This is a genomic window from Nocardioides antri, assembly GCF_008373765.1.
Classification (GTDB): domain Bacteria; phylum Actinomycetota; class Actinomycetes; order Propionibacteriales; family Nocardioidaceae; genus Nocardioides; species Nocardioides antri.
The window spans coordinates 278,184-291,325 of record NZ_VUJW01000003.1; the positions used below are offsets into that span (position 1 = coordinate 278,184).

Annotated in this window: 14 protein-coding genes; 6 read left to right on the forward strand and 8 right to left on the reverse strand. The window is 71.7% G+C overall.

The features are described from left to right. Both rpsI and rplM read right to left on the reverse strand, forming a co-directional pair. Positions 1-513 (reverse strand): 30S ribosomal protein S9, encoded by a 513-nt coding sequence (gene rpsI / locus F0U47_RS07470; protein ID WP_188111213.1) that lies wholly within the window; start codon positions 511-513, stop codon positions 1-3. A gap of 32 nt (positions 514-545) precedes the next feature. Beyond that, positions 546-989, reverse strand: a complete 444-nt coding sequence (gene rplM, locus F0U47_RS07475; protein WP_149749687.1) for a 50S ribosomal protein L13 — start codon at positions 987-989, stop codon at positions 546-548. A gap of 225 nt (positions 990-1,214) precedes the next feature. Between rplM and F0U47_RS07480 the strand changes: the two genes are divergently transcribed. From F0U47_RS07480 to F0U47_RS07495, 4 genes are read left to right on the forward strand one after another with little or no spacing between them, the layout of a single operon-like run. After that, entirely contained in the window at positions 1,215-2,504 is a 1,290-nt protein-coding gene (locus tag F0U47_RS07480) for a citrate synthase (protein WP_149749688.1), read from the forward strand. Continuing rightward, entirely contained in the window at positions 2,495-3,139 is a 645-nt protein-coding gene (locus F0U47_RS07485; protein ID WP_246159509.1) for an HAD-IA family hydrolase, read from the forward strand. The genes F0U47_RS07480 and F0U47_RS07485 overlap by 10 nt, the downstream gene beginning before the upstream one ends. A gap of 59 nt (positions 3,140-3,198) precedes the next feature. Further along, positions 3,199-4,833: a long-chain-fatty-acid--CoA ligase gene (locus F0U47_RS07490; RefSeq protein WP_149749689.1), complete on the forward strand. Its 1,635-nt coding sequence runs from the start codon at positions 3,199-3,201 to the stop codon at positions 4,831-4,833. Between the two features lie 56 nt (positions 4,834-4,889). Continuing rightward, positions 4,890-6,071, forward strand: a complete 1,182-nt coding sequence (locus F0U47_RS07495; RefSeq protein ID WP_149749690.1) for a S1C family serine protease — start codon at positions 4,890-4,892, stop codon at positions 6,069-6,071. A gap of 14 nt (positions 6,072-6,085) precedes the next feature. Here the strand turns inward: F0U47_RS07495 and F0U47_RS07500 are convergent, their stop codons facing one another. Genes F0U47_RS07500 through truA form a run of 5 tightly spaced genes read right to left on the reverse strand, consistent with a single transcriptional unit; the run spans position 6,086 to position 10,952 of the window. Next, complete coding sequence (locus F0U47_RS07500) at positions 6,086-7,111, reverse strand: GNAT family N-acetyltransferase (protein ID WP_149749691.1); 1,026 nt, start codon at positions 7,109-7,111, stop codon at positions 6,086-6,088. Beyond that, positions 7,108-8,808 carry an ABC-F family ATP-binding cassette domain-containing protein gene (locus F0U47_RS07505; protein ID WP_149749692.1) on the reverse strand — a complete coding sequence of 567 codons (1,701 nt, stop codon included), beginning with the start codon at positions 8,806-8,808 and terminating at the stop codon, positions 7,108-7,110. The genes F0U47_RS07500 and F0U47_RS07505 overlap by 4 nt, the downstream gene beginning before the upstream one ends. 56 nt (positions 8,809-8,864) lie before the next feature. Beyond that, positions 8,865-9,539, reverse strand: a complete 675-nt coding sequence (locus F0U47_RS07510; protein WP_149749693.1) for an SIMPL domain-containing protein — start codon at positions 9,537-9,539, stop codon at positions 8,865-8,867. 4 nt (positions 9,540-9,543) lie between these two features. Next, on the reverse strand, positions 9,544-10,143 hold the full coding sequence (locus F0U47_RS07515; protein WP_149749694.1) for a class I SAM-dependent methyltransferase: 600 nt from the start codon (positions 10,141-10,143) through the stop codon (positions 9,544-9,546). Next, the gene (gene truA, locus F0U47_RS07520) at positions 10,140-10,952 is read right to left on the reverse strand and encodes a tRNA pseudouridine(38-40) synthase TruA (RefSeq protein ID WP_149749695.1); all 813 of its coding nucleotides are present in this window, start codon (positions 10,950-10,952) and stop codon (positions 10,140-10,142) included. Before truA ends, F0U47_RS07515 begins: the two co-directional genes overlap by 4 nt. A 137-nt stretch (positions 10,953-11,089) precedes the next feature. On the opposite strand from truA, the gene xseA reads away from it, so the two are divergent. Continuing rightward, complete coding sequence (gene xseA / locus F0U47_RS07525) at positions 11,090-12,337, forward strand: exodeoxyribonuclease VII large subunit (protein WP_149749696.1); 1,248 nt, start codon at positions 11,090-11,092, stop codon at positions 12,335-12,337. Then, positions 12,327-12,539, forward strand: a complete 213-nt coding sequence (locus F0U47_RS07530) for an exodeoxyribonuclease VII small subunit (protein ID WP_149749697.1) — start codon at positions 12,327-12,329, stop codon at positions 12,537-12,539. Before xseA ends, F0U47_RS07530 begins: the two co-directional genes overlap by 11 nt. Here the strand turns inward: F0U47_RS07530 and F0U47_RS07535 are convergent, their stop codons facing one another. After that, the gene (locus F0U47_RS07535; RefSeq protein WP_188111214.1) at positions 12,540-13,103 is read right to left on the reverse strand and encodes a DUF4245 family protein; all 564 of its coding nucleotides are present in this window, start codon (positions 13,101-13,103) and stop codon (positions 12,540-12,542) included. Between the last annotated feature and the right edge of the window lie 39 nt (positions 13,104-13,142).

Below are 13,142 nucleotides of genomic sequence, written 5' to 3' on the forward strand. Positions count from 1 at the left end.
TCAGCGCTTGGAGTACTGAGGCGCCTTGCGGGCCTTCTTCAGACCCGCCTTCTTGCGCTCGGTGGCCCGAGCGTCGCGGGTCAGCAGCCCGGCCTTCTTCAGCGTCGGGCGGTTGGCGTCGATGTCGATCGCGTTGAGCGAGCGCGCGACACCGAGGCGCAGCGCGCCGGCCTGGCCGGTGATGCCGCCGCCGTGGATGCGAGCGATGACGTCGAAGCGGCCCTCGAGGCCGAGCGCCGTGAAGGGCTCGTTGACGACCTGCTGGTGCAGCTTGTTGGGGAAGTACGACTCGAGCGTGCGGCCGTTGATCGTCCAGTTGCCGGTGCCGGGGACGATCCGGACCCGGGCGACAGCCTCCTTGCGGCGGCCGGTCGCAGCGCCGGGGGCGATGGTGGCCGGACGGTCGGACGCGGCGCCGGCAGAGCCGGCGGTCTCGCTGGTGTAGGCGACGCCCTGCTCGTCGACCTCGAAGGTCTCCTCGACCTCGCCGGTCGGCACAGTGTTCTCAGACACGTTGTCAGTCCTCTTCGTTACTTCGGTCGACGTCACTGGGAGATCTTGGTGATCTCGTAGGGGACGGCCTGCTGGGCCTGGTGCGGGTGCGTGGGGCCGGTGTAGACCTTCAGCTTCTTCACGAGCTGCCGGCCGAGCCGGTTCTTGGGGACCATGCCCCAGACGGCCTTCTCGATGGCCTTGCGGGCGTCCTTGTCGAGGACCTCACCGATCGGGGTCGCGGTCAGACCACCCGGGAAGCCGGAGTGGCGGTAGACCATCTTGTCGGTCCGCTTCTTGCCGCTCAGCGAGACCTTCTCCGCGTTGATGATGATGACGTAGTCACCGGTGTCGGCGTTGGGGGCGAAGATCGCCTTGTGCTTGCCGCGCAGGAGGTTGGCGGTGGTGGCGGCGAGGCGACCGAGGGGGACGTCGGTCGCGTCGATCACGAGCCACTGACGCTCGACGTCGCCGGGCTTCGGGGCGTACGTACGCATAGTGCGTTCACACTTTCGTTCGTGTCGGACACGACCCAGGGTTCCGGGTCGTGGCGCCTTCTGACGAACACTGCCCAGGTCCTCGAGGAGCTGGGTCTGCCCTCGCACGCGAGAGCGGCAGGAGACGCAATCGAGAAGATTACGTTGCGCCTGGAGAACTGGTCAAAACGCCACGAGACGGACAGCGCCTTACGCCCGGCTGGGCGGGGCGACTACGGTGCAGGCGTGACTGACTCACTCACCGTACGAGACAACCGCACCGGCGCGGAGTACGACATCCCGATCACCGACGGCACTATCCGTGCGGCTGACCTGGGCCAGATCAAGACGGCCGACGACCAGCCCGGCCTCGCGACGTACGACCCCGGATTCGTGAACACCGCCTCCTGCCGCAGCTCCGTGACCTACATCGACGGGGAGAAGGGGGTCCTGGAGTACCGGGGCTACCCGATCGAGCAGCTGGCCGAGAAGTCCACCTTCCTGGAGGTGTCCTATCTCCTGATCTACGGCGAGCTGCCCACCAAGGAGCAGTACGACCAGTGGGTCCACGAGATCACCTACCACACCTACGTGCACGAGAACGTCAAGAGCTTCATGCAGGGCTTCCGCTACGACGCGCACCCGATGGGGATGCTGATGGCGTCGGTCGGGGCCCTCTCGACGTTCTACCCCGAGGCGTCGGACATCCAGGACCCGGCCAACCGGCACATCCAGACCGTGCGGATGATCGCGAAGATGCCGACCCTCGGCGCCTGGGCGTTCCGCCACGCGCAGGGCAAGCCCTACATCTACCCGGACAACGACCTGTCCTACACCGAGAACTTCCTCTCGATGCTCTTCAAGATGAGCGAGCACCGCTACGACGCCGACCCGCGGCTCGCCAAGGCGCTCGACGTGCTCTTCATCCTGCACGCCGACCACGAGCAGAACTGCTCGACCAACGCGGTGCGCTCCGTGGGCTCCTCGCAGGTCGACCCCTACTCGGCGGTGGCGGCCGGCATCGGCGCGCTCTTCGGCCCGCTCCACGGCGGCGCCAACGAGGCGGTGCTGCGGATGCTGCGCCGGATCGGCACGAAGGAGAACATCCCCTCCTTCATCAAGGGCGTGAAGGACGGCAACGAGCGGCTGATGGGCTTCGGCCACCGGGTCTACAAGAACTACGACCCGCGGGCGAAGATCATCAAGAAGGCCTGCGACGACGTCTTCGAGGTGACCGGGGTCAACCCGCTCCTCGAGATCGCGCAGGAGCTGGAGAAGATCGCGCTCGAGGACGAGTACTTCGTCAAGCGCAAGCTCTACCCCAACGTCGACTTCTACTCCGGCCTGATCTACGAGGCCTTCCAGTTCCCGCCGGAGATGTTCACCGTCCTGTTCGCGATCGGCCGTACGCCGGGCTGGCTGGCCCAGTGGGGCGAGCTGATCCAGGACAAGGACCAGAAGATCGCCCGGCCCAAGCAGATCTACACAGGCGACCGGACGCTGACGTTCACCCCCGCCGAGGAGCGGTGGGGCTGAGCTCCACGACCGACCCGACGACGACCCCGGCCCCGGCGGCCGGGGTCGTCTGGGATCTGGGCAACGTCCTCATCGACTGGGACCCGCGGGCGGCGGTGGCGGCCGGTCTCGGCGAAGCGGAGGCCGGCCGCTTCTTCGACGGCTTCGACTTCGCCACCTGGAACCACGACTGCGACGCCGGCCTGTCCTGGGACGAGGCGCTCGCCCGGCTCGAGCGTGAGCACCCGCAGTGGCTGCAGCACGGTCGCGCCTACCACGAGCACTTCGCTGCCTCCCTGGTCGGCGAGCACGCCGACACGATCGGCCTCCTGCGCGAGCTGCGGGCCGCCGGCGTGCCCCAGGTCGGGCTGACCAACTTCTCCGCGGAGCTCTACCCGCAGGCCCAGGCGAAGTTCCCCTTCCTCGACCTCCTCGACGACGTCGTCGTGTCCGGCGCGGAGCGGGTCGCCAAGCCCGACCCGGCGATCTACCGGCTCGCGGCCGAGCGGTGCGGCCTGCCGCTCGCCGCGCTGGTGTTCGTCGACGACAAGCCCGGCAACGCGGCCGCCGCCGTGGCGCTGGGGATGCGCGGCCTGGTCTACGCCGGCGCCGACCGGCTGCGGGCCGACCTGCGCGCGCTCGGGCTGCCGGTCTGACTTCCCCCCACGCGGTTGCGGTCGTTGTGCCGGGGTGTGGCGTCGGCCACAATCCACCGATGACCACTGTGGACGACGCCGTCTCTGACGCCCCTTCCCGCGCACCCTGGCCGCCCGCACAGCCGCCGGAGCCGACCTACGTCGACGACCGGCTCAACTACTGGGCCGAGGCCGCGCCGGACAGCGAGGCGATGACCTACCTGGGACGGACCTGGACCTGGGCGCAGCTCCACGAGCGGGTGCACCGCGCCGCTGGCGGCCTGCGGGAGCTGGGGATCGCCCGCGGCGACGTCGTCGGCTTCCTCGACAAGAACCACCCGGCGTGCGTGGAGATCAGCATGGCTGCGGGGTCGATCGGCGCCGCCAACGCGGTGATCAACTGGCGGATGGCGGGCGACGAGATCGACTACGTCGTCAACGACTCCGGCGCCAAGGTGCTCTTCGTCGGCGCCGAGCTGCTGCCGACCGTCGAGGCCATCCGCGACCGGCTGGCTCACGTGGAGCGGATCATCACGGTGACGCCGGACGGCGCCGAGGACGACGAGTACGAGGCGTTCCTGGCCGCGGCGACGCCCTGTGACGACGGCCCCGACGTGGTCGAGGACGACGTGTGCCTGGTGCTCTACTCCTCGGGCACGACCGGCCACCCCAAGGGCGTCATGCTCACCCACCGCAACATGGTTCGCCACACGATCAACGCCCACGACGGCTGGGCGTTCGGCCCCGGTGACAAGTCGATGGTGGCGATGCCGCTGTTCCACGTGGGCGGGTCGTCGTACGTCCTCTTCGGGATCCACGACGGCGTCCCCAGCGTGATGACCCGCGAGCCGGACGCCGGCTCGCTGGCGGGTGCGATCCTCGCCGGCGCCACCTGCACCTTCCTGGTGCCGGCGGTCCTGGCGCAGGTGCTGCGGGCCGGGCCCGACGCGATCAAGCTGTTCAGCGCGTTGAAGACCTACACGTACGGCGCCTCGCCGATGCCGCCGCCGCTGCTGCGCGCCGCCATGGAGGCGTGGCCGGCGACGGACTTCATCCAGGTCTACGGGCTCACCGAGGTCTCCGGGGTCGCCACCCACCTCCTCGCCGACGAGCACCGCAACGCCGAGGCGGAGGGCCACCCCGAGCGGCTGCTGTCGGCCGGTCGCGCGATCCCCGAGTGCGAGCTCCGGATCGTCGACCCCGGCACGCTCGCCGACCTCCCGGCCGGCGAGGCCGGCGAGATCTGGATGCGGACGCCGCAGCTGATGGCCGGCTACCTCAACAAGCCCGAGGCGACGGCCGACGTGATCACCGAGGACGGCTGGTTCCGCACCGGCGACATCGGCCACCTCGACGCCGACGGGTTCCTCTACGTCTCGGACCGGCTCAAGGACATGATCATCAGCGGCGGCGAGAACATCTACTCCCCCGAGGTCGAGCGCGTGCTGTCCGAGCACCCGGCGGTCCTGGAGGTCGCGGTCGTCGGCGTCCCGGACGAGAAGTGGGGCGAGTCGGTGAAGGCGTTCGTCGCGCTCAAGGAGGGCGCGGTCGCGACGGAGGACGAGATCATCGCGTACGCCCGCGAGCGGCTCGCCCACTACAAGTGCCCGAAGTCGGTCGACGTGGTGCAGGCCCTCCCCCGCAACCCGACCGGCAAGGTGCTCAAGCGCGAGCTGCGGGCGCCGTACTGGGAGGGGCGGAACCGCCAGGTCTGAGGAAACCTGAACCTCAGTCTCAGCCCGCTCACAGGCAGGGTCCGCACCCTGGCTGCATGACGATCTCCGCGCCGCCGCCGTACCGACAGCTGCCACCGCCCGTCGCACCGCCGCCGTACCAGGGAGTCCCGCGTCCGCGTCGCGGGTTCACGGCCACGGTGCTGGCGGGCGCGCTGGTGGTCGGCGGCGGCGCGGGCCTGGGCGGTGCGGCGCTGTGGTCAGTGCTGGACGACGACGGTGCAGACGGCGCCGGCACGCCGACCACAGCGCCGCTCCGGGTGGCGGACCAGGGAGCAGGCACCGCCGACCGCGACGCCCCGGACGGCAGCGTCGAGGAGGTCGCGGCGACGGTGCTCCCGTCCGTGGTCGCGCTCGACGTGGAGGGGGGCGGCTCCGGCGGCAGCGGTTCCGGCGTCGTCCTCACCGAGGACGGGCTGATCCTCACCAACGACCACGTCGTGTCCCTCGGGGGTACGACGGACGCGGAGTCCGCCGAGGTGACCGTCTCCTTCGCGGACGGCTCCACGGCGACCGGCGACGTGGTCGGCACCGACCCCCTCACCGATACCGCGCTCGTGCAGGCCGAGGACGTCTCGGGGCTGACCCCGATCACGCTCGGGAGCTCCGACGACCTCGACGTGGGTGAGCAGGTCGTGGCGGTCGGGTCGCCGTACGGCCTCGACTCGACGGTCACCAGCGGCATCGTCAGCGCGCTCGACCGGCCGGTGGAGGTGGCGCGTGACGAGCAGGGCAACGCCACCGCCTACCCGGCCATCCAGACCGACGCCGCCATCAACCCCGGCAACAGCGGCGGCGCGCTGGTCGACATGGACGGGCATCTGGTCGGCATCAACGCGTCGATCCGCACGACCGGCAGCGTCCAGGGCGAGGCCGGCTCGATCGGCCTCGGGTTCGCGATCCCCATCGACGCGGTGACACCGATCGTCGAGCAGCTCCGCGCGGGCGAGCCGGCCACCCACGCGCGGCTCGGCATCGAGGTCGGCACCGAGGACGGGGGGGCCGTGATCCGGACGATCGAGGACGGCTCGGCCGCCGCCGACGCGGGCCTGCGGGCCGGCGACGTGATCACCCGCATCGACGACCACGTCGTCGAGGACTCCACCGCTCTCGTCGCGACCGTCCGCTCCTACCGGCCCGGCGACGAGGTCACCATCACCTACCTCCGCGACGGTGAGCAGCAGACCACCACGATGGAGCTCGGCTCCGACGCGGACTGATCGGGGCCGGCGTCTCAGACCTTCTTCTGCAGCTCCCCGGCCCGCGCAGTCGGGACGAACCCCATCCGGTGGTTGATGCCGATCATGTGGTCGTTGACCTCGGCGTTCCACGTGACCAGCCGGCGGCCGTCGTACTCGCCGGTGGCCTGGAGGGCGCGCAGGTTGGCGATCTTGACGGCGAGGCCGAGCCGGTGGCCCCGGTGGGCGCGGCTGGCCAGGGTGCCCCACTGGTAGACGCGGGTCGTGTCGTGGGACGGCGCCATCAGGTCGGTGAAGGCCGCCACCTCGCCGTCGCCGTCGAGCGCGACGGTGGTGAACATCGTCCGTCCCTGCTTGACCATGATGGCCTCCTGGACCCGGTGGGACTCGATGTCCACGGCCTCCTCCTCGTAGTCCATGTCACCGGTCGGCGCCTCCGTGATCAGCTTCGAGGAGAGCTCGAGATAGCTGGGGAGCAGGTCGTCGTCGGGGAACGGGCCGCTCCAGGTGCGGAGCTCGTAGCCGCCGGAGTACGCCGCCGCCTCCGCCGCGAGCTCGTCGAGGAGCGCGTCGTCGACCGGCAGGGTGACCTCGCGCTGCACGTCACCGAGGCCGAACACGTAGCCGTGCACCTTGCCGAACTCCACGCCTGAGGTGCCGGTGCCGTCGGGCGGGCCGTCGTACTTCCACGCGGTCATCGCGTCGAACCGGGTGCGCCCGTGCTCCTTGGCGACCTGCTCGCAGAACTGCAGGAGCTCCGAGCCGTAGCCGCGGCGCCGGTGCTCCGGCAGCACGCTCACCTCGATGTCGGCCGCCGACAGGTTGTCGAGCTGCGGCAGCCGGACCTGGCCGGACGCGACGACGACACCGTCGACGGAGCCGGTGACCCGGACCTCCTTGATGTGCTTGCGCGGCTCGCGGGCGAGGACCCGGATCTCCGGGAACGTCCACGCGGTCGCAGCCTCGCCGCGCTCGAACTCGTCAGCGATGTTGACGACGTCCAGCCACGCCCGGAGCACGTCGTCGTCGAACGGGTCGACCACCTCGATCTGCAGCGTCATCGGACTCGTGCCACCCTTCCCTCGTCCCACACGGGATCGTCGGACTCGTAGACGCCGCCGTCGGCGCCGAAGACCAGGAACCTGTCGAAGCCCCGAGCGAACCACCGATCGTGGGTCACTGCGAGGACCGTGCCGTCGAACGCGCCGAGACCGTCCTCGAGCGCCTCGGCCGAGGCGACGTCGAGGTTGTCGGTCGGCTCGTCGAGCAGCAGCAGCGTCGCGCCGGACAGCTCCAGCAGCAGGATCTGGAACCGCGCCTGCTGGCCTCCGCTGAGCGACTCGAACCGCTGCTCGGCCGCGATGCTGAGCTCGTAGCGGTCGAGCACCCGGCTCGCCTGCTCGCGGCCCATGCCCTGCCGCCCGGTGGGCCTGCCGTCGCCGCGGTGCAGGACCTCCAGCAGGGTGCGGCCGGTCAGCTCCGGGTGCTCGTGCGTCTGGACGAACCAGCCGGGCCGGACCCGCGCCCCGAGCTTGGCGACACCCGCGTGCCGCACCGGCTGTACGACGACGTCGCCGACGGGCCGGTGCTCGACGTCGGGGTCGCTCCCGCCGGCCGCGAGCAGCCGGAGGAAGTGCGACTTGCCGGACCCATTGGAGCCGAGGACGGCCACGCGCTCGCCGTACCAGACCTCGAGGTCGAACGGCTTCATCAGCCCGGTCAGCTCGAGCGACTCGCAGACCACCGCGCGCTTGCCGGTGCGCCCGCCGGTGAGCCGCATCTTCACCTGCTGCTCACGCGGCTGCTCGGTCGGCGGGCCCGCCTCCTCGAACTTCCGGAGCCGGGTCTGCGCCGCCTGGTAGCGGCTGGCCATGTCGGAGTTGTAGGCCGCTTTCTGCTTGTACATCAGCATCTGGGTGCGGAGCTTGGCGTGCTCCTCGTCCCACCGCTTGCGGAGCTCCTCGAAGCGCAGGAACCGGTCCCTCCGGGCGTCGTGGTACGACGCGAAGCCGCCCGGGTGCGTCCACACGACGTTGCCCCCGCCGCCCGCCCCGAGCTCGACGGTCACCACCCGGGTGGCGGTGTTGGCGAGCAGCTCGCGGTCGTGGCTGATGAACAGGATCGTCTTGGGTGACTCGGCGATCCGCTGCTCGAGCCAGACCTTGCCGGGGACGTCGAGGAAGTTGTCGGGCTCGTCGAGGAGCAGCACCTCGTCCGGACCGGCGAGGAGGTACTCCAGCACGATCCGCTTCTGCTCACCGCCGGAGAGCGTGCGCAGCGTGCGGTACTTCGCCTTGTCGTAGTGCACCGCGAGCGCCCGATGAGTGCACACGTCCCAGGTGACCTCGACGTCGTAGCCGCCGGCGTCGGCGTACTCCGCGAGCGCCTCGGCGTAGGCCAGCTGGGCCGTCTCGCTGTCGTCCTCCATCAGGGCGAGCTCGGTCTTCTCGACCAGCGCAGCCGCCGCGCGGATCCGCGGCGGGGCCAGCGAGAGCAGCAGGTCGGCCACGGTCGGGTCGTCGCCGAGGCCGCGGTCGACCATCTGGCGCATGATGCCCAGCCCGCCGGAGCGGACGACCGTCCCCGCGCGCGGCGCGAGCTCGCCGGTGATGATCCGCAGCAGCGTGGTCTTGCCGGCCCCGTTGGCACCGACCAGCGCGACCTTCGCGCCGTCGCCCACGCGGAACGAGACGTCGTCGAGCAGCACCCGACCATCGGGCAGCTCGTACCGGACGCCGGTGACCTCTACATGACCCACAAGCGTCGATTGTCCGTCAGCGCGCGGCGCGGTGCGACGGGTTTTCGGACAGCTCGTCAGCCCGCGACGAACCGGGCGTCGACGGTCGCCGAGACCTCGATGTCCTCGGGCGCGAGCGCGAGCGCGCCACCTGCGTCGGCGTCGCCGACCGACTGGCCGCGCAGGTAGGCGACCTCGGCGCCGCCGCTCGGGTGCAGGCCGTTGCCGAGCATCCCGGCGTCCGCCAGCGCGACCGGCCGGACGGCCCCGAGGTCGAGGGCGTCGGCGTACTCCTGCGCCCGTGCTGAGGCGTCGCGTACGGCGCGCGCCCGGACCTCGCGCGCAAGCTCCTGCTTTCGCGCCTCGGTCAGCGCCCACTCCACGCCCTCGAGGCTGAACCCGTCGGTGTGCTCGACGTGCGCGCCGACCCATCGGGTCAGTGCCCCGAAGTCGCGGAACTTCACCTCGAGCCCCACGCTGGCGTGGTGCACGAGCGGCAGCTGCTTGCCCTCCTTGTGCCACGGGCGGTGCGTCCAGGTGCGGACGTGGCGGGTCGCCCACCAGGTGACCGCGCCGCTCTCGGCGTCGTGGAGCGGCTCGACCGACGCCTTCACGGCCTCCAGGTCGCGGACCACCCGGTCGTAGACCGGCTGCATCTGCGGGCCCTCGAACCCGAGGGACGCGCGGACCGTTCCGCGCTCGGGCGGGAGGAAGGCGGAGTACGACCCGCGCACCGTGATCTCGGTCTGCATGCCGTCAACCTAGTCGGGTCTCCAGCACGCGGAACCCCTTCGCGCTCGCCAGCCGGGTGGTCGGGTAGCCCTGCTCCCCCAGCCACCGCTGGAGGGAGTCGGCGCCGAGGTTCTTGCCGACGACCATCACCGCGCGGCCACCGGGCGCGAGGCGGGGCAGCCAGGTCAGCAGGAGCTCGTGGAGCGCGGCCTTGCCGATCCGGATCGGCGGGTTCGACCAGATCTCGTCGTACGTCTCCCCTGCCGGCACCTCCTCCGGCGTGAGCGCGGTGAAGCGGTCGGCAACGCCCAGCGCCTCGGCGTTCTCGTTGGCGAGGAGGACCGCCCGGCGGTTGACGTCGACGGCGGTCACCCGGACGTCCGGCGTGGCTGCGCAGACGGCCAGCCCGATGACGCCGTACCCGCAGCCGAGGTCCAGGATCCGCCCGCCTGCGGGCGGCTCGGTCTCGCGGAAGAGCACCGAGGTGCCGATGTCGAGCCGGCCCTGCGCGAAGACGCCGGAGCCGCTGGTGAGCTCGAGGTGGTGCCCCCAGACGTCCGCCCGGACGGGCGCACGCTGGAACGGTGCCGCCGGGTCGGCGGTGAAGTAGTGGTCGTCGCTCATGGGTCCGTCGCCTCGCGTCGCGCGGCCGTCAGCTCGGCGCGGGCGGCCAGCTCGTGGTCCGGTGGGTAGGCGACCTCCTCGAGGGTGAGGCCGTGCGCGTGGAGCACGGCCACCGCCGAGTCCCTCCGCCGCGCCATGAGGATCTCCTGCGCCCACTCCGGGGGCCTGCGGCCCTCCCCGACGGCCACCAGGCAGCCGACGAGGGCGCGCACCATCGAGTGGCAGAACGCGTCCGCCTTCACCCTGCCCACCGCCACCCCGGCGTCGTCGCGCGACCAGGAGAGCCCGAGCAGGGTGCGGATCGTGGTGGCGCCGGGCCGCTGCTTGCAGAACGACGCGAAGTCGTGGAGCCCGACCAGCGTCGCGGCCGCCTGGTTCATGGCATCGAGGTCGAGCCGCCGCGGCCACGCGAGCACGTGGTGGCGGTGCAGCGGGTCGACGGCGGCCGGGTCGTCGGCGATCCGGTAGGCGTAGCGCCGCCACAGTGCGCCGAACCGGGCGTCGAAGCCCGGCGGTGCTACGGCGATCCGGTGGACCCGGGCGTCGGCCGGCAGCACCCCGTTGACCCTCCGCGCGAGCTGCTCGAGGTCGCCGGGGTCGTCGGCCAGGTCGACGTGGGCGACCTGGCCGCGGGCGTGGACCCCTGCGTCGGTCCGCCCGGCGCAGACCACCTGCAGCTCCCCGGCGGGCCGGCGGAGCACCGTCGCGAGAGCCGCCGTCAGCTCGCCCTGCACGGTCCGGAGCGCCGGCTGTGCGGCCCACCCGTGGAAGGCGGTGCCGTCGTACGCGAGATCGATCCGAAGCCGCACGGCGGCCACCCTACGGCGACCGGCGGCCCGCCATGCTGCCGGGCGTGACCCGGCCGGGCGGCCCCGAGGAGATCTCCAGGGTGAAATCCCGACCGGTCGGGCCCTGCTGTGTCGGCCGGATCAAATAGGGTCACCGTGTGGCTCTGGAGACCTCCCTCGAGAAGCCGGCCCCGGTCCGGACGATCGCCAACGCGGTCGCCGGCTGGATCGACCGGCTCGGCGTCGTGTGGGTCGAGGGCCAGGTGGCGCAGGTGAACCGTCGGCCCGGAGTCGGCACGGTGTTCCTGACCCTCCGCGACTCGGTGGCCGACATCTCGGTCCCGGTCACGTGCTCGCGGGTGCTGTTCGACGGGCTGCAGCCGCCGCTGGTCGAGGGCGCGAGCGTCGTCATCCAGGCGAAGCCGTCCTACTACGCCAACCGCGGGACGTTCTCCCTCTACGCCCGCGACATCCGGATGGTGGGCCTCGGTGAGCTGCTGGCCAGGCTCGAGCAGCGCCGCCAGCTGCTGGCGGCGGAGGGCCTGTTCGCGCAGGAGCGGAAGCGCCGGCTGCCGTTCCTCCCGGGACGGATCGGCCTGGTCACCGCGCCCCGGTCGGCTGCGGAGAAGGACGTCGTCGAGAACGCCACCCGTCGCTGGCCGGGCGTGGTCTTCGAGACCGTCTACGCGGCGATGCAGGGGCCGCGGTCGGCACTCGAGGTGATCGAGGCCCTGGAAAGATTGGACAGCCGGGACGGTGCGGACAGGGTCGACGTCATCGTGATCGCCCGGGGCGGCGGCTCGGTCGAGGACCTGCTGCCGTTCTCCGACGAGGGCCTCATCCGGGCGGTCGCCAAGGCACGGACCCCGGTCGTCTCCGCGATCGGCCACGAGCCCGACCAGCCGCTGCTCGACCTGGTCGCCGACGTCCGGGCGTCGACGCCCACCGACGCGGCCAAGCTGATCGTGCCCGACGTCGCGGCCGAGGCCACCGGCGTGAGCCATGCCCGCGACCGGCTTCGGCGCGCACTGGTCGCCCAGGTCGCTCGCGAGCAGGCCGTCCTCGACTCGCTGCGGTCCCGGCCGGTGCTGGCCGACCCGCGCACGCTCCTGGACCGCCGCCACGACGAGCTCACCGGACTGTGCGCGAGGATGCGGCGCACCCTGGGTCACCGGCTCGACCGGGCCGCCGACGACATCGCCCACCACCGTGCGCGCGCACGGGCGCTGTCGCCGCTGGCCACCCTGCAGCGGGGCTACGCCGTGCTCCAGGACGACGCCGGCCACGTCGTGACCTCCGCGGCGGGCGTCACCGCGGGGGCGGCGATGAGCGTCCGGGTGGCCGACGGCAGGATCCACGTGACCACCGACCGCACCGAGCTGCTCGAGGAGACCGATGACGACTGAGCCCGACGAGCGCCCGTCCTACGAGGAGGCGCGGGAGGAGCTGGTCGAGGTGGTCCGCCGCCTCGAGGCCGGCGGCACGACCCTCGAGGAGTCGCTGACGCTCTGGGAGCGCGGCGAGCTGCTGGCGACCATCTGCCAGGAGTGGCTCGACGGTGCCCGGGCCCGGCTGGACGCGGTCATCGGCGACGACGAGGCCGAGTAGTCAGTCCGCGACCGGCTCGGCCGTGAGCCGGCCGATCAGGTCCTGCAGCTCCTCGGGCGAGGCGGACCCGTAGACCAGCACGGTCTGGCGACCGACCTCGGCGGCGTACGCCGTGTCGCCTCCCTCGTCCTCGAACCCCTCCCACGCCTCGGCGACCGAGCCGCTCGCCGTGTACACGTCGATGGGCGAGGCCTCCTCGTCGACGTGCTGCCGCACGAGCTCGGACGCCGGTGCCGACTCCTGGCGGATCGCGACGAACTCGTCGTCGTCGGTGAGCATCCGGATCTCGAAGGTGGGCTTCTCGCCGGCCATCACGTCGTAGGCCGTCGCGATCCAGCCCTCGGGCAGCGAGGTGGGGTAGACGGGCTCCAGCCCGGCGTCCTGCGCCTCGGCGACGGTGTTGAGGTAGTCGATCTCCTCCGGGTCGATCTCCACGTCCGCCCGGAACAGCCCGAGGACCCACAGCAGCCCGCCGACCGCCACCACGGTCACCAGCAGCGCGGCGACCAGGCCCCCGACGGAGCGCTCGTACCTGCCCGGGCGGCCCGTGTCCGACGTACTCATAGCGGGCCTATCTTCACAGCCGACTCCGCCGGGGAGCCC

Bases quoted from the DNA above. Each gene is read 5' to 3' on its own strand.
- F0U47_RS07515 (WP_149749694.1), bottom strand. From the start codon at position 10,143: ATGAGCGACGACCACTACTTCACCGCCGACCCGGCGGCACCGTTCCAG.
- F0U47_RS07535 (WP_188111214.1), bottom strand. From the start codon at position 13,103: ATGAGTACGTCGGACACGGGCCGCCCGGGCAGGTACGAGCGCTCCGTC.
- rplM (WP_149749687.1), bottom strand. From the start codon at position 989: ATGCGTACGTACGCCCCGAAGCCCGGCGACGTCGAGCGTCAGTGGCTC.
- F0U47_RS07490 (WP_149749689.1), top strand. From the start codon at position 3,199: ATGACCACTGTGGACGACGCCGTCTCTGACGCCCCTTCCCGCGCACCC.
- F0U47_RS07530 (WP_149749697.1), top strand. From the start codon at position 12,327: ATGACGACTGAGCCCGACGAGCGCCCGTCCTACGAGGAGGCGCGGGAG.
- F0U47_RS07500 (WP_149749691.1), bottom strand. From the start codon at position 7,111: ATGACGCTGCAGATCGAGGTGGTCGACCCGTTCGACGACGACGTGCTC.
- F0U47_RS07495 (WP_149749690.1), top strand. From the start codon at position 4,890: ATGACGATCTCCGCGCCGCCGCCGTACCGACAGCTGCCACCGCCCGTC.
- F0U47_RS07510 (WP_149749693.1), bottom strand. From the start codon at position 9,539: ATGCAGACCGAGATCACGGTGCGCGGGTCGTACTCCGCCTTCCTCCCG.